This is a genomic window from Kordia sp., assembly GCF_965224175.1.
Classification (GTDB): Bacteria; Bacteroidota; Bacteroidia; order Flavobacteriales; family Flavobacteriaceae; genus Kordia.
The window spans coordinates 5,239,771-5,262,631 of the sequence record NZ_OZ245041.1; the positions used below are offsets into that span (position 1 = coordinate 5,239,771).

Annotated in this window: 22 protein-coding genes; 19 read left to right on the forward strand and 3 right to left on the reverse strand. The window is 31.9% G+C overall.

Annotation, left to right across the window (positions count from 1 at the left end; all coding sequences use genetic code 11):
- Nucleotides 1-5: 5 nt before the first annotated feature.
- Complete coding sequence (locus tag ACOQOS_RS22945; RefSeq protein WP_420572767.1) at nt 6-968, forward strand: hypothetical protein; 963 nt, start codon at nt 6-8, stop codon at nt 966-968.
- On the opposite strand, the gene ACOQOS_RS22950 is transcribed toward ACOQOS_RS22945, so the two are convergent.
- Nucleotides 965-2,602, reverse strand: coding sequence for an ABC-F family ATP-binding cassette domain-containing protein (locus ACOQOS_RS22950; RefSeq protein ID WP_420572768.1), 1,638 nt, complete (start codon nt 2,600-2,602; stop codon nt 965-967). The two genes, ACOQOS_RS22945 and ACOQOS_RS22950, sit on opposite strands and share 4 nt — an antisense overlap.
- A 129-nt stretch (nt 2,603-2,731) precedes the next feature.
- Here ACOQOS_RS22950 and ACOQOS_RS22955 point away from each other — a divergent pair, with 129 nt between their 5' ends.
- The 7 genes from ACOQOS_RS22955 (at nt 2,732) to ACOQOS_RS22985 (ending at nt 6,940) form a co-directional block, all read left to right on the forward strand.
- Entirely contained in the window at nt 2,732-3,355 is a 624-nt protein-coding gene (locus tag ACOQOS_RS22955) for a Crp/Fnr family transcriptional regulator (RefSeq protein WP_420572769.1), read from the forward strand.
- 67 nt (nt 3,356-3,422) lie between these two features.
- Nucleotides 3,423-3,626 (forward strand): YgaP family membrane protein, encoded by a 204-nt coding sequence (locus ACOQOS_RS22960; RefSeq protein ID WP_420572770.1) that lies wholly within the window; start codon nt 3,423-3,425, stop codon nt 3,624-3,626.
- Between the two features lie 133 nt (nt 3,627-3,759).
- Nucleotides 3,760-4,188 carry an RrF2 family transcriptional regulator gene (locus ACOQOS_RS22965; RefSeq protein ID WP_420572771.1) on the forward strand — a complete coding sequence of 143 codons (429 nt, stop codon included), beginning with the start codon at nt 3,760-3,762 and terminating at the stop codon, nt 4,186-4,188.
- 61 nt (nt 4,189-4,249) lie between these two features.
- Entirely contained in the window at nt 4,250-4,849 is a 600-nt protein-coding gene (locus tag ACOQOS_RS22970) for a hypothetical protein (RefSeq protein WP_420572772.1), read from the forward strand.
- A gap of 19 nt (nt 4,850-4,868) precedes the next feature.
- Nucleotides 4,869-5,231: a hypothetical protein gene (locus ACOQOS_RS22975; RefSeq protein WP_420572773.1), complete on the forward strand. Its 363-nt coding sequence runs from the start codon at nt 4,869-4,871 to the stop codon at nt 5,229-5,231.
- A gap of 265 nt (nt 5,232-5,496) precedes the next feature.
- Nucleotides 5,497-6,093, forward strand: coding sequence for a Crp/Fnr family transcriptional regulator (locus ACOQOS_RS22980; RefSeq protein ID WP_420572774.1), 597 nt, complete (start codon nt 5,497-5,499; stop codon nt 6,091-6,093).
- A gap of 58 nt (nt 6,094-6,151) precedes the next feature.
- Complete coding sequence (locus ACOQOS_RS22985) at nt 6,152-6,940, forward strand: type 1 glutamine amidotransferase domain-containing protein (protein ID WP_420572775.1); 789 nt, start codon at nt 6,152-6,154, stop codon at nt 6,938-6,940.
- Nucleotides 6,941-7,008: 68 nt separating this feature from the next.
- On the opposite strand, the gene ACOQOS_RS22990 is transcribed toward ACOQOS_RS22985, so the two are convergent.
- Nucleotides 7,009-7,173, reverse strand: coding sequence for a hypothetical protein (locus ACOQOS_RS22990; protein ID WP_187560934.1), 165 nt, complete (start codon nt 7,171-7,173; stop codon nt 7,009-7,011).
- 90 nt (nt 7,174-7,263) lie between these two features.
- A complete protein-coding gene (locus ACOQOS_RS22995) occupies nt 7,264-8,658 on the reverse strand; it encodes a metallophosphoesterase (protein ID WP_420572776.1) in 1,395 nt (464 codons plus the stop codon).
- 315 nt (nt 8,659-8,973) lie between these two features.
- Between ACOQOS_RS22995 and ACOQOS_RS23000 the strand changes: the two genes are divergently transcribed.
- From ACOQOS_RS23000 to ACOQOS_RS23050, 11 genes are all read left to right on the forward strand, one after another.
- Nucleotides 8,974-9,183 (forward strand): hypothetical protein, encoded by a 210-nt coding sequence (locus ACOQOS_RS23000; protein WP_420572777.1) that lies wholly within the window; start codon nt 8,974-8,976, stop codon nt 9,181-9,183.
- Nucleotides 9,184-9,528: 345 nt separating this feature from the next.
- On the forward strand, nt 9,529-9,999 hold the full coding sequence (locus tag ACOQOS_RS23005) for a hypothetical protein (protein WP_420572778.1): 471 nt from the start codon (nt 9,529-9,531) through the stop codon (nt 9,997-9,999).
- Nucleotides 10,000-11,495: 1,496 nt separating this feature from the next.
- Nucleotides 11,496-12,023, forward strand: a complete 528-nt coding sequence (locus ACOQOS_RS23010; RefSeq protein WP_420572779.1) for a hypothetical protein — start codon at nt 11,496-11,498, stop codon at nt 12,021-12,023.
- 23 nt (nt 12,024-12,046) lie between these two features.
- Nucleotides 12,047-13,870 (forward strand): sensor histidine kinase, encoded by a 1,824-nt coding sequence (locus ACOQOS_RS23015; RefSeq protein ID WP_420572780.1) that lies wholly within the window; start codon nt 12,047-12,049, stop codon nt 13,868-13,870.
- Nucleotides 13,867-14,499, forward strand: a complete 633-nt coding sequence (locus ACOQOS_RS23020; protein WP_420572781.1) for a response regulator — start codon at nt 13,867-13,869, stop codon at nt 14,497-14,499. The genes ACOQOS_RS23015 and ACOQOS_RS23020 overlap by 4 nt, the downstream gene beginning before the upstream one ends.
- Before the next feature lie 1,784 nt (nt 14,500-16,283).
- Nucleotides 16,284-17,384, forward strand: coding sequence for a S1 family peptidase (locus ACOQOS_RS23025; protein ID WP_420572782.1), 1,101 nt, complete (start codon nt 16,284-16,286; stop codon nt 17,382-17,384).
- 24 nt (nt 17,385-17,408) lie between these two features.
- Entirely contained in the window at nt 17,409-18,317 is a 909-nt protein-coding gene (locus ACOQOS_RS23030; RefSeq protein ID WP_420572783.1) for a hypothetical protein, read from the forward strand.
- A 192-nt stretch (nt 18,318-18,509) separates the two neighbouring features.
- Entirely contained in the window at nt 18,510-19,475 is a 966-nt protein-coding gene (locus ACOQOS_RS23035; protein ID WP_420572784.1) for a CBASS oligonucleotide cyclase, read from the forward strand.
- A gap of 12 nt (nt 19,476-19,487) precedes the next feature.
- Nucleotides 19,488-19,994, forward strand: a complete 507-nt coding sequence (locus tag ACOQOS_RS23040; protein WP_420572785.1) for a hypothetical protein — start codon at nt 19,488-19,490, stop codon at nt 19,992-19,994.
- A 5-nt stretch (nt 19,995-19,999) separates the two neighbouring features.
- Complete coding sequence (locus ACOQOS_RS23045) at nt 20,000-20,938, forward strand: AAA family ATPase (protein ID WP_420572786.1); 939 nt, start codon at nt 20,000-20,002, stop codon at nt 20,936-20,938.
- A gap of 224 nt (nt 20,939-21,162) precedes the next feature.
- The gene (locus ACOQOS_RS23050) at nt 21,163-22,158 is read left to right on the forward strand and encodes an SMODS domain-containing nucleotidyltransferase (RefSeq protein WP_420572787.1); all 996 of its coding nucleotides are present in this window, start codon (nt 21,163-21,165) and stop codon (nt 22,156-22,158) included.
- The last annotated feature ends 703 nt before the right edge of the window (nt 22,159-22,861 follow it).

A 22,861-nucleotide genomic window follows, 5' to 3' on the forward strand; every position in this document is an offset into this window, starting at 1 on the left:
CCATTTTGTTGAAAGATTTGATTGTTCATTACGGAACCAATGTTCCACAAGAGCGAAGTATTGCAGTCTATGAGAAATGGAAACAGTTGAAAATAATAAATGATGAATTGCCAGAGAATAAAAAGATGAAAGTTGTTGGTATTGATTTGTTAGCGACGTATAAGTATACTTCAAAACACTTGATAGAATTATTAGATACAAAGCAGATCGATTCTAAGGCATTGAAAACATTACAACAAATGGTTATGCTTGATACAACTGACTACTCTACACGTTATGATAGTTATGCGAAAGGTGTTTTAAAGCGTTTTGTTGCAGATACAGAAGTACATTCAGAAATGTATAAAAAAGCAATTAAAGATGAGGTTAGTTGGCATCATATTATAAAGAATATTAAAGTAACGTTTACTGAGTTTAGTCGTTTGCGTGAACCTACGATATATCAAAATTATCTGGATTTGAGTGCGCGTTATGATTTTAAAAATAAAGCACAATTTTTACGTATGGGCTTTTCGCATTTGGAGAAATCAAGAGAAGGAAAAAAAGGATATCCATACTTTTTTACGCGATTGATAGAAAACAAAGTGTATACAAAAGAAGACGTAATTGCGGTGATTGGCTATTTGACCAATAGCGAAGTACTTTGGGACGAATTGTATGATGAACAGGGAAAATATAAAGGGTTTACAACAGAAGCCGGTTTTGGTATTGGAGATTATGAAAAGGAATATTTTAGAGGTATTGAAAATTTGAAAAAGACTAAAATTTCAGACCAAACACTATTCCGCTTGAATGCTAAAAATACGCCATATTCAGACGGAATGCCCGATTTAATTGATGTGATTATGACAGATTCAACATCAAATAGTGAAGCCGTAAAAGGTATGTCAACAACAGATTTTCTCGATTATGCTATTTTGATTTCAGATTCTCGTGCTAGTACGCCAATTTTTGAATTGAAAGATTAGGCTTTTAAATCAATTTCTTTGATATTTTTAATACGATTTCTTTCTAAGAAAGCATCAATAGTTTCAAAGTGTTCAATAACACGTTTATCTTTAAATTCGAATACTTTTTGAGATAATCCTTGCAAGAAGTCACGATCGTGAGAGACTAAGATTAGTGTTCCGTCATAGGCTTTTAGTGCATCTTTTAAGACATCTTTTGAACGTAAATCTAGGTGATTTGTCGGTTCATCTAATATTAACAAGTTTACAGGCTCTAACAGAAGTTTAACCATAGCTAAACGTGTTTTTTCTCCACCAGATAAAACACTTACTTTTTTGTCAATATCATCACCTTTAAACATGAATTGACCTAGTATATTTTTGATTTGTGTACGAATGTCTCCTTTGGCAACTTCGTCTACGGTTTGAAAAATAGTTAGGTTAGGATCGAGTAGGGAAGCTTGATTTTGTGCAAAATATCCAACCTTTACATTGTGACCTAATGCGCAATTTCCTTCATGTTCTATTTCTCCTAATATTGATTTGATCATGGTAGATTTTCCTTCTCCATTTCGTCCAACAAAAGATACTTTTTCTCCACGAGCAATAGAAAAACTAGCATTTTTAAAAACGATATGATCGTCATAACTTTTTGATAGTTCTTCTACAATTACGGGATAATCTCCAGAACGCGGCGCTGGAGGAAACTTTAGTTTTAAAGATGAATTATCAACTTCATCAATTTCTATGATTTCTAGTTTTTCAAGCATTCTCACACGTGAAGCTACCTGATTTGTTTTGGAATATGTTCCTTTGAAACGCTCAATAAATGCCTGATTGTCTGCAATAAATTTTTGTTGTTCTTGATAGGCTTTTATTTGATGTGATCTACGATCGGCACGTAATTCTAGGTAGTGAGAATAGTTGGCTTTGTAGTCGTAAATACGTCCCATAGTAACTTCTATAGTACGATTGGTGATATTGTCAATAAAAGCTCTATCATGTGAAATTACCATCACAGCATTGGCTTTATTGACTAAGAAATCTTCTAACCAAATAACAGATTCGATATCAATGTGATTCGTTGGCTCATCTAACAGAATTAAATCGGGTTTTTGTAATAAAATTTTAGCGAGTTCAATTCGCATGCGCCATCCACCACTAAATTCACTGGTCATGCGTTGAAAATCATCTTGTTTGAAACCAAGTCCTTTCAGTGCTTTTTCAACTTCTGCATCATAATTTATTTCTTCTAACGCATAATAACGCTCACCCAATTCAGAGACTTCTTCAATAATTTTCATGTACGCTTCACTTTCGTAATCGGTACGGGTTTCTAGTTGTTTATTGAGTTCGTCCATACGATCGCGCATGGTAAAAATATGTTGAAATGCTTTTGAAGCTTCTTCAAATACAGTGCAATGATCTTCCGTTAATAAATGTTGAGGTAAATAGGCGATTACCGTTTCTTTGGGACAACCAATTTTTCCGCGTGTTGCATTTTGTACGCCCGCAATAATCTTCATCATGGTAGATTTTCCAGCACCATTTTTTCCCATTAAGGCGATTTTATCATTTTCATTAATGACAAAATTTACATCACTAAATAAAGTCGTTCCGCTAAATTCTACAGCAATATTATCAACAGTAATCATGTATTGTATTTTTGAGATTGCGAAATTAAGAAAAAGCACCTTGCCATACACATAACTTTTTCGCTTTTTAAAACATTTAGTCTGATGGATTTATTTATTTTTATGATTTAACAGAGATACCTAACAAGAATGGAAGCATTGCGAGAACAATTATCGTTTTTAGAACCTGAATTAGTTTCAGAAATTATAGCGCTTTCAACGATTCAAGAATTTTCAAAAGGAACTCAGATTCTACGAGAGTCACAATATGTAAAGGTGTTACCAATTGTTTTAAAAGGTTCTCTGAAAGTTTTTTCTCGTTTTGACGAAAAAGAATTGTTACTCTACTATATTCAACCTGTACAAAGTTGTATAATGTCTTTTTCTTCTTGTTTGAATCAACAACCAAGTAGAGTGTTTGCAATCACAGAAGAGGATTCAGAAATTTTATTAATTCCTGTTCAAAAAATTCCGTTATGGCTGCAAATGTATCCAAAATTTAATACACTATTCTACCAACAATACGATTTGAGATATCTGGAATTACTTGATACCATTCAACATGTACTGATTGATAAAATGGACAAGCGTTTGTATGATTATTTGCTTCAAAAAACAGAGGTAACGCGACAGGAGTTTTTAAAGTTAACACATGGAGAAATTGCACTCGAATTAGGAACTGCCAGAGAAGTAATTAGTAGAGTATTAAAGAAGTTAGAAGTAGAAAACAAGATTTCCCAAACTTCAAATGGCATTAAAATTCTTTCTGTGTGACTTGAGTCACTGCATAGTTTTGTACAAGTATAGACCTTTGTGATATATCATTTTAAATATCTCAAAGATGAAAAAAAATATGGCAAATGCAGATCGCATTATTAGAGTTTTGATTACTATAACCGTTACAATACTATATTTTACAAATGTTATTTCTGGTACTTTAGGAATTGTCTTAGTTGGTATTGCAGCAGTTTTATTACTTACAAGTTTTATCAATTTTTGCCCACTGTATAGTATTTTTGGAATTAGCACACGAAAAGAATCATAACCTACTCAATGTTTCATGTAAGCTAGCAGGTAATCATTTTTTTGATTGCCTGTTTTTTATTTTTGAAATTTACTGATTAGGTTTTTTGAATTTAATAATTATATTTGCATACTAAATATAAAGAATATATAGTTTGAGTTATCCACTATCATTTTCAAAAGCTGTTTTGGTTGTTATTTTTATCTCTGATAAAATACGACAAGGGCAATATGAATTTCTCTCAACAAAATCAATTTCAGAAATACTGAATATTCCAAGACCTACCTTAGTTAAAATATTACAAGGTCTTTCTATGCATGGAATTATTGAAACTAAGGAAGGAAAACAAGGAGGGATTCGATTGCTTAAAAAGCCTTCTCAGATTACAATTTTGGATATCTTAAATGCATTGGAAACCGGTAAACCATTGTTTCAAACTACATTCAATATTTTAGCAGAAGGAAAAAGACCAGATAATGCGCAAAAGTCTATTTCTAAATTATTAAACGATGCAGAACAACAAATGAAGGCGGTACTGCATCAAAAAACAATTGAAGAAATATTGATTGAAATGAACGATTGATATTTTTTTATTTTTAACTATATATTCAGAATATATAGTATAACTATTTAAAATAAAAATAATGAAAAAAACAAGAATTAGTATGATACTATTTTTGCTTGGGTTTAGCTTTTATGCTAGCGCTCAAAATGATGTATCGGAAATTAAAAATGAAACAACAAAATTTAGTCTAGAAGTAGATCCTGCAACCTTTGCCTTTAATGGCTACAGTTTTCATATACGAGTTCAGCCTAAGGGTTGCGACCACTTGTTAGTAGGTTTTGGTACTTATGCTTTGGATATGCCTGATTTATTAGTTGATTTTAACTCAAAGAATAAAAATAAAGGCTGGAATGTGCGTATTAATCAAGGATATAGTGCATTTGCAGAACACCATTTTTTAGAGGTGAATCGTAAATGGTTTGTTGGTACTCAAATTGGAATTCAGGAATTTAAACTTGAAAATGATGCTACTGTCGGAAGTGAAAAATTCACGAACTTCTTAGGAATGATGTATGCAGGTTATACTTGGAAACCTTTTAAAAATAATATGTATATAAAACCTTGGGCAGGATTCGGTTATACTTCAAAAATATCTGGAACGAATACTTTAGGAACTTTAACATATGACATTTCTCCCATTACGATGTTTGTTACAGTGCATATTGGCTATACTTTTTAATTTTTTATCTTGAAATGTAATGAATACTATAAAGTATAAAAAGCACATTAGCGCTGTAATTCAATATATTATGGTTGCTATGTTTATCGTAAGCGGCATATTAAAAATGGTGAAAGTTTCATTTTATCAAGATCTTTTACAAGATTTACATCCTGTATATCAGGAGTATATGGTATTATTAGGCGTCATAACTTTTCTTATAGGCGTTCTTCTTAGCTTTCGTAGAACCTTTATTTATGGTTTTATAATAGGTTTGGTATTTTTTGGAGGAACAATCGCAGCTCATTTACAACATGGAGATATTTTTGTGATACAAGTTATATTTGTTATACTACTTTCTGTTGTAAGTTATCTAAAATACCCAAGCTTGTTTAAAAATTAAATTGAAGAAAATTTTATTGCCAATGTAGTTTTTTTAACTACATTGGTTTTTTCTATTTTTACTCGATAATCGAGATTTAAATGCTCCAGCGCTTGTGTCGAAATGTTTTTAATTGTTTCCGTTCAATGTTTCGTGGACTGACTCCGAATTAGTTGCCCAAGGAATGTATTAATAATATTATAATGAAAAGCAAGAGTATTTTTATTACTTTTAGAATTATAGATTACTTCAAAACGACTTTTTAGTTTCATACTTCATAATTATCATGTTACAACCTAATTCAATCATACATACAATTTATCAAGATAAAGCTCCTCTTTTTTCGAATGAAGAAATCGAGTTTATTGAAGCTAGATATGAAAAAGTTACGTTCGTAAAAGGAGATATTATATTACAAGCCAACGAAAAAGTAGATTATCAGTTTTTTGTAGCTGACGGATGCTTACGTACTTATTTAATTGCACCTTCAGGAAAAGAACATACAATTCAATTTGCTATTAAAGATTGGTGGATTAGTGATTATATAGGATATTTTACAAATACAAAAGCTACTTTGTATATTGAATGTATAGCAGCAGCTACATTGTATAAAATTTCTAGAGATTCTGTAGAAGAAATTTTTGATAAAATTCCAAAAACAGAACGATTTATTCGTAGAAAATTAGAACGCTCTTTTGTGAGTTTTCAAAAGCGAATTCTTGCTAATTTATCACAAACGGCTAAAGAACGGTATTTGAGTTTTACACACGATTATCCAAATATTGAACAGTATGTAAAAAACTACCATATTGCTTCATATTTAGGAATTACTACTGAAAGTTTGAGTCGTATTCGCAAAGAAATTGCTCAAGAGCTTTCTTAACATACATCAATTTTTTTCTGATTGCTTGATTGTACTTTCGTGGTTTAAAATTTACTTTATGAAATATATAATGAGTGTTTTGGCTGTAATTATTCTCGTTACGGCATGTACAATGAAACAAGAGAAATCGAACAAGAGTAAATCTCAAATAGAAGAAAATAGTACGAAAAAAGTATTATTTGTGCTTACGAGTCATGATCAATTAGGAAATACAGGGAAAAAAACTGGATTTTGGATTGAAGAATTTGCAGCACCTTTTTACGCTTTAAAGGATAAAAACGTAGAAATTACATTAGCTTCTCCAAAAGGTGGTCAACCACCAATTGATCCAAAGAGTGAAGGAGAAAATTTTCAAACACCAGCTACAAAACGCTTTAAAGGAGATGCAGCTACTCAAAAACTTTTGGCAAATACCTTAAAACTTTCTGATGTTAAGGAAGCTGATTATGATGCAGTATTTTACCCTGGCGGACATGGTCCTTTATGGGATTTGTCTGAAGATAAAAATTCTATTAAACTTATTGAATCGTTTTATAACAATAACAAACCTGTAGCGGCTGTTTGTCATGCACCTGCAGTTTTGAAAAATGTAAAAAGTATTGATGGAACTCCTTTGGTACAAGGAAAAAAAGTAACAGGATTTACAAATTCTGAAGAGGAAGCTGTACAGTTGACAACTGTAGTTCCTTTTTTAGTTGAGACCATGTTGAAAGATAATGGAGGTATATTTTCGAGAGCAGATGACTGGAATGTGCATGCAGTGAAAGATGGATTGTTGATTACAGGACAAAATCCTGCATCTTCTGAAAAAGTAGCTGAGTTATTATTAGAATCGCTAGCTGATTAAACTTCAATATGTTATATTAAAAAAGGGAACTCTTTTGAGTTCCCTTTTTGTTTTTGTCCTTTTATTATTTAGGAGTCTTTTTTTGCTGCTCTCCATTCGTCAAAACGCTCTTTTAACGCACCAGTTACCCAATAAGGAACGATGAAAGTTAATAAGAGAATCATTAACCAAAATCCAATGGTTAAGATTGTAAGGAAAGCTAAAAAGCCTAAATATTGATCAAATTCAAACATATTTTCCGGAATTTATCGAATTCGAAGCAAAGATATTGTAATAAATTCAATATTCATATAGAAACATTGAGAATTATTAACAATTTATAGTTAGTTTTTGTGAACATTAACGGCGGTAGGATATATGAGTTTTACATCTTTGTTACTCATGGCTCCTAGAGTTGTATTTACATGTTGCACGATTTCTGGATCAGTCTCGTTAGCTAAACTTTTAAAAATAGGTTCATTAGCATTTTTAATTCCATATATATTTTTGAAAGTATACATAGAATCTTTCATAAATTGAAAATCTCCATCATGGTTTGCATTTGTCGGCGAGGCAAAATAGGTTTTAAAATCTAATAAGTCATACGAGATAGTATTGTATGTAAATATTTTAAATGCTGGATTGTTATCATGATTTACAGCAATTCCTGGTGTTGAAATTGAATAAGATATCATATCATTTGCCACATTTGATTTGTGAGACTTATAAATACGTCGTAATCCGTCAGTATGTGTATGCCCGTTTAGTAAGCCTGTAATATTCAGTTTGTATGTATCCAATAAATCTATGAAACCGTTGTGTAGATTATGTTCTTCGCCTGAAAGAGTTGTAAATGTAAGAGCAGGATTCCACATTTGACTTCCGCCATATCCATCTTGTCCAATTGGAATGTGCATCATAATCATAACACGATCATTGCTGCTTAAACTTTTCAACTTTTTTTCAAACCAGTGCATTTGTTTTTGTGTAGCTTGTTGTTGTGAAACTCCATCATCTCCAGTAACATACAAGTGTTGTGCATTTTGTTTGCTGTTATATACTGGATGTTTATCAGGCTTATTATCTACAATATCTGTTTCTATTTTGTTTGAAAAAATTACAGTATTTAAAGCGATTATTTTTAGAGTATTTCCGTTATCTGTTAAGTCTACCGAATAGTAACCGAACTCTTTATTAAAGTCTAAATTTGAAACTTTTATAGAGGTTGATTTGTTGTTTAAAACTGGCCATGGATTTATAGAGTCTTTATCTTTAGTTAACACCGTATTTCCGTTACCATTAGTAAACGAATGATAGTCTCCTTCTAGCGAATCGTTGTTACCAGGTAAGTATAAAATAGGAATTCCAATTTGTAGATTTCTAAGGTTTTCTAGCATTAAATGTGAATTTTGAGCACGTTCACTATCAATATATGCGGGCAAATCTCCTAAATATACCATGAATTTAGGCTGTTCTTGTTTTACCGTATTTTCAATTTTAGTTTTTGTCCTGCTCCATAATTGTGTTCCCGAAACATTTCCAAATTCAGTTTCTGTCATGTTTCCGTTAATGTGTACATCAGATAGTGATAAAAATTTAGCAGTATTTGTATTTTCTATGGCTTCAACAGTAGCTTCTGTAGTAATGTTTGAATCTGTTGTTTTTTTATTGTCTGTCTTATTTTTACAAGCGATAAAGAATAAGCTTAACAGCAATATGTATACTTGGTTGGTTTTCATTGTAGGATGTTTTTTTGGATTAAAATCTCATCATACAATATAGTAAAAGGTGTATATATTTATATGAGGGTTTTCACCTAATTTATCTATTCTAATGTAAAATTGTACATGAAAAACTTATATAAGATATATGTGTGTTGGTTTTTTATACTGCTGATATATAGGTTTTTGTCTTGTTTTGTAGAGTGAGTAACATTTATGGTTGCCTTCTTTTTAATTGTAGTGATATTTTATAAAGTGTCACTAATGTCTTTATATTTTCTCGGTTTTTAGTTCTTACTTAGGAGTATTATTAATTATTTAAAATCAATTATTATGAAAAAAAGAAATGTAAAACAGAAGTTAAGTATTTACAAAATGAACATTGCAGATTTAAACTTGAAACAAATGCAAGAAGTTGTAGCTGGTGGACCAAGACGTTCTATAAAAAATGATGGAGAATGTTGGTACTCTAGACATCATTATACACAATGTACATCAGGAGACAAGTACTCTCTTCCTTCTGTTTGTGTAGAATGTTCATAGTGTTTATGATCAATAAGCCTATAGTAAGGAAAAAGAAATGGCAATAAACGCTCTCAACATAGCGATTGAAATTATTATCAAGAGCGAAGACGTTGAGAGCGTTCTAAGTTTTGATCAGTTACGAGAATAGGTTTTTAAAAAGCCTAATCATTTTGACTGTTGATACGAAGCAGGATTTTTCAAGCCAGTTTTTCAAATCATATACCTTATAAGCTTTCTTTTGACCTAAATGGTAATCGAATAAAAAGAAGAATACAAAAATTATAATCTAAACAAATAGATTTAATAAATAGGCAAATTGAAGATTTAAATCATAAGAGATCGCATAGAAGTCAATCTTTTATTTTGAGCTGTATAGTAATAGTAGGAGCATTTTTTTCATTTTGGATAATTACATATCCAAATTTTAAAACTTCTCAAAAAACAGCTAATGTAGAGTTAGGTCATAAAGTATTAAGACTTTGGACAGCAACAGACACTGGTTCTAATAAGAAATTAAGAAAACTAATTCAAACAAGTTTAGCATCAGAAATTGATTTTGCAGAAATGTTAGCTAATAACGATTCTTTAAATCAAAAGATCAAGAATATAGATGTTTTAGTGAATTCACCTGTTAATATGGGATGGTCTATAAATAATGAAAAGGATGTTCTTAATTTTAAGAATAGTAATTATAGCAAAGAAATTTATGATAAATTAAAGAAAGAACATGGAGGAATTTTATGGATTGAAACTAAAAACCTTCCAGATTTCGTATTTTATAATTTAAACTCTTTTACTACTAAACAAAGGCACTATAGAGAATTTAATAATTAAAATTTCATCATAGTTCAAAGCGATTTAAGTTAATACTCACTATCCATAGCTAAAAATAGCCTTTAGATACTATGTCTTTATAAAAATAATTTGTTTTAGGAAAGCAAAAAAGCTAAGATTCAAAATCTTAGCTTTTCCTTTGTTTACCGTAGTAGCGAGATCGAGAATTGAACTCGAGACCTCCGGGTTATGAACACACAATGTCTGAGGGTTATTTATTTGATTATCAGTTAATTGAGTTTTTAAGAATATTCCAAAACTATCCTTTTTCATCCTTTTCGACCCTTTTTGATACTCGAAAGTGGTGCTCCTTGTAGTTTGAATTGATTAAGCTATTTGATATATAAATTTTGATATATAGTATTGTTAACCATTAGAGAAGCATTTAAATAAATGAGTTCACTTTTTGATATGCAATATTATAACACACCACTAGCTACTCGCTTAAAAAGATTTACTAGACCTATTTTCTCTGCTCGTCTCAAACGTCAAATGCCAAGTACTTCTAAAACAGATAACCATAAGAACTCCTATTCTATGCCCAAAGTTTTCACGGCGTCAAATGCCAAGTACTTCTAAAACCAGCGAACATAATCACGTCTCAAGGTGTGTATAAGTTTTCACGGCGTCAAATGCCAAGTACTTCTAAAACTTACAGGTAACAACACTAGCGAAACAAACGTAAAGTTTTCACGGCGTCAAATGCCAAGTACTTCTAAAACTAGACAGTACAATCTATGAGCTAACAAGATCAGAGTTTTCACGGCGTCAAATGCCAAGTACTTCTAAAACGAGCCACCATTACTAACAATGAGAATATTACAAGTTTTCACGGCGTCAAATGCCAATATTTCCAAAGAAACTTTTCTACTCCAAAATCCTAAGCGCCAGCTGGTTACTTCGCTAAATAGGTCTACTAGACCTATCTTTAACGCTCGTCCCCAACGTCAAATGCCAAGTACTTCTAAAACAAAGAAAAACAGTGCTGTTTATAAGTGGATTATTGGTTTTCACGGCGTCAAATGCCAAGTACTTCTAAAACATTATTTTACGGCAGCATAGATGTTAATTTTTTAAGTTTTCACGGCGTCAAATGCCAAGTACTTCTAAAACTTTATTTTGGAAACGCTTACAAGTCGTGTTTAGGTTTTCACGGCGTCAAATGCCAAGTACTTCTAAAACCTGTACTTTTTGTAAACTCAGTAAAATCAATACTTCCCAAAGGTTTTAACATTTCAGTTTTGACCATATTATGCATTGGGTTCAAATTATCATAGATCGTTTCTCGTTACAACTTTCAACTCAAATTCAAATTCAATTTCATAACGGCAATAAATGTTATTTTAAGAATGCATACCATACCGTGGACAAGGTATATTTAAGAATAACAGTGTATTATTTTTCAAAAACTACCTTAGTCAAGGTATGTTTTGGCTTACCGTTTCCATCTAGTTTTGAAACATCCTAAAACGAATTGTTTAATTAAAATTAAAAAAATGGGAACAGAGCACAAACAAACATTTTACACAAGAGGAACGTATTGCACAAAAAACAATGAACTCAAAATTAACACAGAACTTCCAGAAATCCCTTTTCAAGAAGAAAGTGAAACATACGAATGGAAGTTGAAAAACTGCTATGATATTTCAAACACCAAATTTCCTTGCATGTTGATCGTGTATGGTCATGGACATCCCACAGATCGTTCACGATTAGAAGCTGTCAATATGGATTGGGATCGAAAAACACTAGAGTTAAATTCAGTTTTTAAAAATACAACTACTTTACAACAAAAAAAGATTTTTGTTATCACCTTACATGACGAAGATTTTAAAGAATGGCATACAGCCGTTTACCGTTTTTATGCAGCACATTACGTGTTATTTGATACTGATACAAATGAATATGTTTACGATATAGATATTCTTCAGGATTTTGTTGCAGGTAAAAATATTCAAGAACAAGTAAACGAAGAACCAAAAACTACCAAAGGCGGTGTAATTGATCCCATTATAATGTCGTAAATTACTACACTAAAACTAAAACCATGAAATACCTACTTACGCTTTGTTGTTTGTATTTTACTACCAACTCATTTTCACAAGTAACACGATTAGATTCTTTACTCTCAAATCAACAATACAATCATGTTGAACGTGAACTAAGCGAATTAATGACATTTAATAAGGACAGCAATGCGTATTGGTATTATGCTGGAAAATTACAAATGCATCAGCGTAATTTGCAACAAGCATTAAATGCTTTAAAAAAAGTAGATACTACGACATTCAAAAAACAATATAAAGCTTGGTATTATTATGTACTTGGTGATGTATATCGATATAGTAATCAAGAAGAAAAAGCATACAAACTGAAACTAAAGGCTCAAAAGTTATTCCATGCTTCGGGAAATGAAAAAATGGCGAATGAAGTAAACTATGATTTATATTATACGTTAAGTTCACAAGATCATTTACAATATAATGGAACCTATTATGCCAAAGAATATTACAAGAAAGCATCAACACTTCAAGATACCTTACAATTATCAAAAGCACATTTAATACTAAGCAGATTAGAGAATAGTGAATTAACAGAAGAAGAAATAAAAAATCATTTAAAGAAAGCTACTGAATATGTGAATGCGATCGGGATGATTTCAGCTAGATACAGATTGTTCAATTACAAAGCGATTTATCATCGAGATAGAGAAGATTTTATAACAGCTGAAGTTTATTTGGATAGTATGTTGTATTGTGCAAAACAAATGAACTCACCAGATCGTATGCAATCCACTTTACGAACAAAAGCGTCTAACTACTACATTCAAGAAAAATATAGAGAAGCTATTGGAGTATTAAAAGAGGCTGAAAAATTACCGATTAGAGAAAATGTTTTTAACAGAAAAAAAGAACTGTACAGGTACTTGGCTTTAAACCATAAAAACTTAGGAAATATGGATTCCGCTTTTTCCTATTATGAAAAAATGATCGCACATGGGGATAGTATCAATCTTTCCAAACAAAATACCATGTTAACCTTATTGGAAACCGTAGAATTGTCTCAAAAAAATTTGCTATTAGATGCAGAACGAATCAAGCAACGAGAGAATTTTATAATTGTATTGATCGTACTTATTGCGGTAATTATCATAAGTATCATTTGGATATTGTATTATCGAAGTAAAAAATTATTGGCAGAAAAAGAAAAACAACTTGCTGAGAAAGAAAAAGAGATCAAAGCCATCGACGCCCGAAATGATGAAAAAGACAAGCAACGACAGCGCATTGCAGGAGAATTACATGATAATTTAGGGCATTTAATTATTGCCATTCAACAATGTTTTGACAATCTAAAAGTAAGTAAAGATCGTTTTCAACAAGAAGAAGACAAACTCATGTCTAAAACACAAAAATTAATAAATGAAGCCTATCTAAAAGTCAGAAACATGTCACATTTAGAAGATTCAGCTTCTCAAAATTCTGGGTATTGGGTAGATGTTATAAAAGAATATGCCGCTATTATGAATGAAAGTAATCAATTATCAGTCGAAGTTCAAAGTCATGGAACGGCTAATATTGTCAACATATCCATTGAAAATGACTTGCGTCGTATGACTACAGAACTCATTACAAATGCCGTGAAGCATTCAGAAGCTTCTGAAGTTTCGGTAGATATTACCGCAGGCGAAAAATCCATCACAATTATTGTGGAAGATGATGGTGTTGGATTGGATAAAGACAAACTAAAAAGACAAAAAGGACTAGGATTAAACAGTATACAGAAAAAAGCGGAAGAATTAAAGGGCAAACTGACCATTGATTCTGTTGCGAACAAAGGAACTACATTTATAATTGAAATACCACTATGATTAACATTGTAATTGCAGAAGATCATAACAGTCTCATTGATGGAATCGACCTCTTTTTTAGCTTTGAAAAAGACGTAAAAATCATTGGTAGTGTTAATGATGGAAAAGCACTTTTAGCACTTTTAGCACAAAAAAACAGACATGTTCATATTGTCATTGTAGACATTCGTATGCCTATTTTAGATGGAATAGAAGCTACCAAGCAAATCACTGAAAAATATCCACACATCAAAGTCATTGCATTTACTATGTTCAGAAAGCGTGAACTATATAACAAAATGATTGCTGCTGGAGCAAAAGGGTATTTACTAAAAAACACAAAGCTACCTGTATTGCTACAAGCTATACGCGCTGTGCATGATGGAAAAACCTATTACGATTCAGATTTACCAATTGAAGATGATTGCTCTACCGCAGGTATAAAAAAGGAAGACAAACTCACTAAAAAGCAAAATCAAATAGTAGAACTCATAGGGAAAAGCTTGAACAACAAGGAAATTGGAGAAAAACTATTTATCAGCGAACATACAGTAGCCACACACCGAAGAAACATTATAGAAAAATTAGGTCTCAAAGGACGCGATGCCTTACTAAAATACGCACTCAGTAGAGGTTATGATTTTGATTAGATGTAAGAGAAAATATGAAATATAATTATACTTAAAATACACTTTTGTAAAACCGCAAAAATTTAACCCAACGCATAATATGGCTAAAATGGAAATGTTAAAATCTTTGGAAAGTGTTGATTTTATTGAGTTTATAAAAAGTGCGGGTTTTAGAAGTACTTGGCATTTGACGCCGTGAAAACGAAAGTATTCATTCAAACAAAGCGCAAGGTTTAGTTTTAGAAGTACTTGGCATTTGACGCCGTGAAAACATGTTGCTTTTGCGGCAGATAAATTACTTACGATTGTTTTAGAAGTACTTGGCATTTGACGCCGTGAAAACAATAGATATACAGGTAATCCAAGAATATTCTTATTGTTTTAGAAGTACTTGGCATTTGACGTTGGGGACGAGCGTTAAAGATAGGTCTAGTAGACCTATTTAGCGAAGTAGCCAGCTGGCGCTTAGGATTTTGGAGTAGAAAAGTTTCTTTGGAAATATTGGCATTTGACGCCGTGAAAACCTAATGTTTAAAAGTTTTGTTAAAATTTTGATTTGTTTTAGAAGTACTTGGCATTTGACGTTGGGAACGAAGCGTAAAGAAAAGGTTTAGTAAACCTTTTTAGCGAAGTAGCCAGCTGGCACTTAGGGTTTTGGAGTAGAAAAGTTTCTTGAAACCTACAGGCATTTGACGCCGTGAAAACACATCGCCACTTTCTTTAACTGAAATTCTCGCTAGTTTAGAAGTACTTGGCATTTGACGTTGGGGACGAGCGGAAGAAATAGGTCTAGTAGACCTATTTAGCGAAGTAGCCAGCTGGCGGGTAGGAGTTTGAATTTGAAGCTGAACTTGAAATTGACAATTTTAGAAAGTACTTGGCATTTGAGGTTGGGGACGAGCGGAAAGAAAAGGTATAGTATACCTTTTTAACGAAGTAACCAGCTCGCGTGTAAGCATTTTTTAAATTGAAGTTGAACTTAAAACTCAAACACAGAAGAGAAAATATAGAGTATAATAACACTCAAAATGTACTTTTGTGAAACAATGAAAAATTTAACCCTATGCATTATATGGGCAAAATAGAAATGAAAAAACGCTTTGAAACCCTTGCTATTGTTGAGATTGAAAATTTACGGGTTTTAGAAGTACTTGGCATTTGACGCCGTGAAAACGATTAGATCAACAGAGTTTTCCACTTGCTCTTCTGTTTTAGAAGTACTTGGCATTTGACGCCGTGAAAACAAATAGCCAGTTATTTCCCATCCTTCCATTAAAAGTTTTAGAAGTACTTGGCATTTGACGCCGTGAAAACAAAGATTTTCCTTGGTGCCTTGACCCGTCCAGTTTTAGAAGTACTTGGCATTTGACGTTGGGGACGAGCGTAAAAAAAAGGTTTAGTAAACCTTTTTAGCGAAGTAGCCAGCTGGCGCGTTGGAGTTTTGAGTAAAAAAGTTTCTTGTGAATTATTGGCATTTGACGCCGTGAAAACTTAAACTTATAACGAACGGACTTACCATTATTAGTTTTAGAAGTACTTGGCATTTGACGTTGGGGACGAGTGTCAAGAAAAGGTCTGGTAGACCTTTTTAGCGAAGTAGCCAGCTGGTGCGTAGGCATTTTTTAAATTGAAGTCGAAATTGAACTTGAATTTTAAAAAGTCAATTAAGATAAATAATCTAATAGTGAAGTGTTTAATAGATTCCTACCTTCGCAGAAATGTCTCCGACTCAATATACCCTCATCAAGGTATTGTCATTTTTTTGATTTCAAACGTACTTGTATTCAAAATAAAAACAAGTATTTATGGAATCAACACAACACACTTCTGAGAATGAGAGCTCTCCAAAATCTCCAAAAGAAGTTTTAGCTAATCTAAAAGCACATTACAACAATGACGAAATCATTAGTAATATAAGAGTTCATATAAACTTTGAGACTGAAGAAGCATTTTTTGAAAGTTTACAAACATTTCTAAGCGATAAAGAAAGCGTACATATCATTAATATGCTTTTCAATTCTTCTATTGACGGAGTAGCAAAGGAAATGGAGTTGTATAAAAAAGCAGAACAGAGTATCATTAGAGAAGTTGATCGTCCTGTTTTTTTAATCAATAACGATCAAATTGAGTTTGGAAAAACTACCGATTGGAAAAAACATGTCGATGAAAATATAGAAACCATTTCAAAAGTAATTCCAGCCGTCGGACGAATTGAGTTGGTTGGACATCATGAAATGGAATGGGCAGGTACGGGATGGTTGTTAAAAGATACTGATATCATAGTTACAAATAGACATGTTGCACAGCATTTTGCTTCCAAAAAGGAAGAAGGTGTCTTTAAAATAAACCCGAGCTATCGCAGACGTCCGTTAGGTGTAAAAATTGATTTTAAAAAAGAGCAAGACTCAGGGGAAACTTTTGAGTTTGATATCAAAGAAGTAATTCATATAACTAAGGGTTCAGAACTAGACATCGCTTTATTACGCGTACAAACACAAAATCACAATGGACATAAATTACCAGAGGGATTAGAACTTTCGTATGATCCACCAACGTTGAAAGAAGATATTTATGTAGTTGGGTATCCAGCATGTGATAATGATGAATCTAGGAATAAACACTTCAATAGTGTTTCAGAAGTAAAACAATTTGCTCCAGGTGCTTTTTTTAGAACTTGTATTTCAAATTACATATATCATCATGATTGTACCACTTGGGGAGGGAATTCAGGTTCTCCTCTACTAGATTTTAGGACAGGAAAAGTATTAGGGATTCACTATGCAGGAACTTTAGAAGAGCGTAAAGAATTCAGAACTAATTATGCCGTTAGTGGTTTATTTCTTATCGAATTATTAGAAGAATTGGGCGAAAAATACAACTACAAGGTGCATCCTGACAAAAAATAATTTCAATTAAAAAATACAAACACAATGAAAAAAATAACATTTATTATAGCAATAACTTTTGTGATGTTATTAGCAGCGCAACAAGACACAAAGCAAACTCAAGAAGTTTCAACACAAAGCAATACTTCAGAAATTTTATTACAACAAAAAATAGATAAAGAGGTAAACTCTTTAAATAAAGATATTTTAGAAAATACAAAACGTACTATTGGTAATGAGAACAAAATTGATGATTTATTCATTACTAAAATAGGAGTACAAGGATTTTTGTTAACATTACTTTTGACCTTTTTAAGCATTTTCGGAATCGATCAAATCATAAAGCGAAAAACGGATAAAAAAGCTAAAGCTTTGAAAAAGAAATTTCAAGATTCAATTGAAAACGTTAGAGAAGCAGAAATTAGAACGATTCAACACATTAAAAATTCAGAAAAAGATAACAAAGAATTGCGAGGGAAATCACAAATATTATTAGTACATGAAGTTACCACACCAATAAATGAAGACTTGGAACGAATATTTAAGAAAGGATCTTCAAAAGTAGAATTCAATTGTACAGAAGTAAACGTTAGAGAACTAACATATGAGCAAATAAAAAACGAATTGGTAAATAAAGACGGATTGCATCCAACTAAATTTCAGCTTGTCATTTTTGATAACTCAAGCGCAGATGGTAGAAAATGGGATCAGCCATATTTGGACGATTATATGATACCTCTCACTAAAAAGTTCATAAGTCAAGGAATAGGAGTGTTATATTATTCAAATGACCAATTTTATCCGTCACGCCATTCAGAATTCAAGACCATTCCAAACAAGCATTTATTAACCTATGCTAATGTAGTTCCACATTTATATAATAATGCAATGACGCTTTTAAAACTTCAAAATTTATATAAGGATGTAACGTCCTTAAAACCTATGGATGAATAAGGTTGATTAAACTTTTAATGGCATTGAAAAAATACACGGAATTATATAAACAATTAAATAGTCTAGGCAAAATATTTTATCTAAAAAAAAGCGGTCTAAAAATCTAAATACACTCAATATACCTTCATCAAGGTATTGAAAACCCTTCCAAATGTGCCGTTCTTGTCCTCATAAAAATAACACATTAAAATTATGGGAAGAGAACACGTTTCACATAGAAACATAGCAAATTGGGCGGTAAATACAATTAATTTACCAAGTGATAAAGCCAAAGAATATCGAGCACAAGCAAATCGACTAAGAGATAAACTGACAAACTACTTAAATGAGCATCCAGACTTTGTATTAAAAAGAATGCTAATTTCTGGAAGTCTTGCAAAAGGTACTGCTCTAAAATCAACTAGTGATATTGATGTTGGTTGTTATATCAAGGCAGACGATGCTCCACCTAGTATAGAAGAATTGTTAAATTATTTAGCAGAAAAGCTGAGAAAAGCATTTCCAAACTTTAGTCCAGATCAAGTAGTTCCTCAAACATATTCTGTTCAAGTTTCTTTTAGAGGAACTGGATTAGATGTAGATATAGTTCCAATTCTCTATTATGATGATCCTGATTGGTACGGAAATCTAGTTAGTCAAGATGATGGTTCGTTTTTAAAAACGAATATACCATTACATATAGAGTTTATAAGAGCGCGGAAATCAAAAAACAATACTCATTTTGCTCAGGTGATAAGACTTGCAAAATACTGGGCGAAAAATATAAAAAGTGAAAATCCTGATTTCAAGTTCAAGTCATTTATGATTGAACTCATTTTTGCAAAACTTGCAGATAAAGGTCAAGACTTTTCGGATTATCCTGAAGCCCTTCAAAGCTTTTTTACCTATATAGCAACCACAGATGTAAGAGAACAGATTTCATTTGATGACTATTATCCTTACAGTAATATAGGTTCATTTTCGGAACCTGTTCAGATGATTGACCCAGTAAATGAAGAAAACAATGCAGCAAAATTGTATACAGACGCTCAGGCAGATTTGGTCGTTGATGCTGCAATAGATGCAGGCGATGCTATCGATGCTGCATTAGCAGCTACCACAAAAGAAAATACTATTTACTACTGGAAAAAAGTATTTGGTCCATCATTTCACATTTAAAAAAAATAGTTTATGAGTTTTAGTAATTCGTTTAGTAATAATTTCACAATTACCCATGCTAAAAAATTAGCAGCTAAAGTAGCAACAGATTTAAAAAGAATGCAAAGATTTTATAATGAACCACTTGATAGTCATATATCTAATTTAGAAGCAGAGATTATAGAACTTCTGAAAGATGGTTACTTGGATAATGTTACATACGGATTTCAAAAAAATGGAAAATGGATTGAACCCACAATAAAATATACAGCCAAAGACCTTGCGAATACATCAGGTGTTGATGATGATCCTGGAAGAATAAAACCTGGAGCTGATGTTAAAGGAGCGTTCTTTAATAGTTATCTCATATATACTTCATCGTGGTTTAATTTAAGTTCAGAAGAAAGAAATAATTATAAAAGTAATTTACCTATTAAAAGAACAGGAGCCGCTGAACCTGGCGTAGATGGCTATATGTCACAAGATAAAACATATACTTCTGGAAGTAAATCATTAAATCGTTTCACAATTAAAAAATAGTAAATATGAGTACAAGACCATCAACAGAAAACTTGTTTGAACAAGCAATTATATATCCTAATATAGATTATCAAGAACGACTCAACGCATTAGTTGGATTAGATAATCATAAGAGTCGTATGACTAAAATCCTAAGCCTTTTAATAAATCCTGAAGGTATTAAGTCTTGGATAAAAAAATATCATCCTGATGCAAAACATATATCCAATATTGTTTTAAGAAGACCACCATTGGTTATTTTAGAAGGAGATGTTGGATCAGGTAAATCAGAATTGGCAACTTGTATTGGTGACGCTGTTGCCAGACAAGAAAAAATAGATGTCACTTTACTACCTTTAAGTTTATCTGTCAGAGGACAAGGTCATGTTGGCGAAATGACAAAACTAATATCTACAGCATTTGATTATGCCATTGAAAAAGCTAAAAAACTTAACAACCCATCAGGGAAATCTAGAGGAGCAGTAATTTTTCTAGTGGACGAAGCTGATGCTTTGACTCAATCGCGCGAAAGCAATCAAATGCATCATGAAGATAAAGCTGGAGTAAATGCTTTTATACGTGGAATTGATAGAATAGCTAATGGAAAACTTCCAGCAGCTGTTATCATGTGTACGAATCGCTTAAACTCATTAGATCCTGCCATAAAAAGAAGAGCCGCTGATATCTTAAAATTTAGCAGACCAAATGATGAGCAAAGATTAGCTGTTTTAAAAGCACCGCTAACCGAACTTGGTTTTACAGATGATGATATCAACGATTTGGTAACGATCACAGGCAAAACAGATATTAGAGAGTATGGTTTTACATTTTCTGATTTAACACGAAGACTATTACCTTCTTTAGTTTTAGATGCCTATCCAAATGAAAGTGTAAATCCTAAAAAAGCAATAGAAATTGCTGAAACAATAATTCCGACACCTCCATTTCAGGATAATAAAATCTAGTTCAAGAGTAATCGGGCAATCGAAGCCGTTAAAACGCAAACATTATAACCGCAAGTGTTACCTCGCTTGTGGTTTAAAGTACTTGGTGCTTGACAGAGCCCGTCTTGAGCGAAGTCGAAAGGTGAAATCGAGTCTCCGATATCTCCATGCCCTTTTGCTTTAAGAAATAATTTCTTCGGTAGTAAAGAGGAAAAGGAATTGATTTAATTTAATAAAAAAGTAGAATGCAACAGTTTAAAAAACAAGACGAAAGTCCACAACAAAGAATTGATATTAAAGCACTACTTATATTTTTATTTGTAGTAGCTATTATTGGCGCTGTTCTTTATAAGTTTATAAAATATCTCTATTATACTTTTACTGGAAAAAGAGTATTGAATGAGGAAGATTTGATTAAATATTTGGAATCTGTATTAGATTATTATGAACCTGATGATGTATTTGATAAAGTATTAGAAAAAGGAAAACTAATAAAGGAAGCCTTAAGTAAAAAGTTTTGGTATGCTATATTAGGAAAAGTAAGATATCAAGGTTCTTTTGATCATGGAACTTCTTTAAATGGATATTCGGATTTAGATATTCTAATTCAATTTAAAACAGATAGTTATAAAAATGAAAAAGATATGTACTATACTGTGTATAACTATTTGAAAGATAAATATTCTAACTCGAATGTGATTGTAAGAAAACAAAGAGTATCTATTGGTTTGATGTATAATATTAACGGTAAAAAAGAAAAGATTGATATAGTTCCAGCTAGACGAACTGATTATGTAAAAGGAAAAAATGAATATTATTTACATGAAAACTATAAACTTTCAAAAAACAATGAAAAATTAAAAATATACCCTCACATACAAAGAGATTTCGGAGAGTATCCTTATGAAATAATAAAGATAATTACACTACTAAAATTATTAGTAAAGACTCAGAAACAAGAATTACCATTAAAATCTATTTTGATAAATGAATTTGTCAAAAAAGCATTTCAAGAATTGAAAATGCCAAACAAGCTAAACCTTCAAATAATTAAAGTGATAGAATTTATACAGAGTAACATTATAAAGGCTAAAATTTATGCACCAGATAATAGGAATAATTGTTTAACAGATATGCTTACATATCCACAAAAAAAGCAAGTAAAGGTTGTTTTAAATGATATACTAAATGACTTAAAAGAAGATAAAAATAATTGGATTGAATATTTTCCTAAGGAGTAAATAATTATTGGCACTTGACGCCGTGAAAACCTTCCATCTTTATTTAAGTTAACTAAACCATTAAGTTTTAGAAGTACTTGGCATTTGACGTCGTGAAAACCTTTCTCCACTTGTTCTTGTGCAGTTGTTACTTGGTTTTAGAAGTACTTGGCATTTGACGTTGGGGACAAGCGTAAAGAAAAGGTCTAGTAGACCTTTTTAGCGAAGTAGCCAGCTGGCGCGTTGGAGTTTGGAGTTAATTTTTTTTTTTGATGAAATTAAAATCGAAACTGAACTTGAAATTGAGTGAGATTTATATGTGTGAAATTTTCTTGAAAAATTGAACCAATGCATAATACGGGCAAAGTAGAAATGTTAAAATGCTTTGAAAGCCTTGTTATTGTTGAGATTGAAAATTTACGGGTTTTGAAAGTGACTGGCATACAACGCCGTGAAAACACTTCGTCTGGGTCAACTGTGAATTCAATTTGTGTTTTGAAAGTACTTGGCATTTAACGTTGGGGACGAGCGAAATAAATAGGTCTAGTAGACCTATTTAGCGAAGTAGCCAGCTGGCGCGTTGGAATTTGGGGTAAATAAGGTTATTGGAAATATTGGCATTTGACGCCGTGAAAACTCTTGAATGATGTGTAACTCAATACACCACGTGTTGTTTTAGAAGTACTTGGCATTTGACGTTGGGGACGAGCGTAAAGAAAAGGTT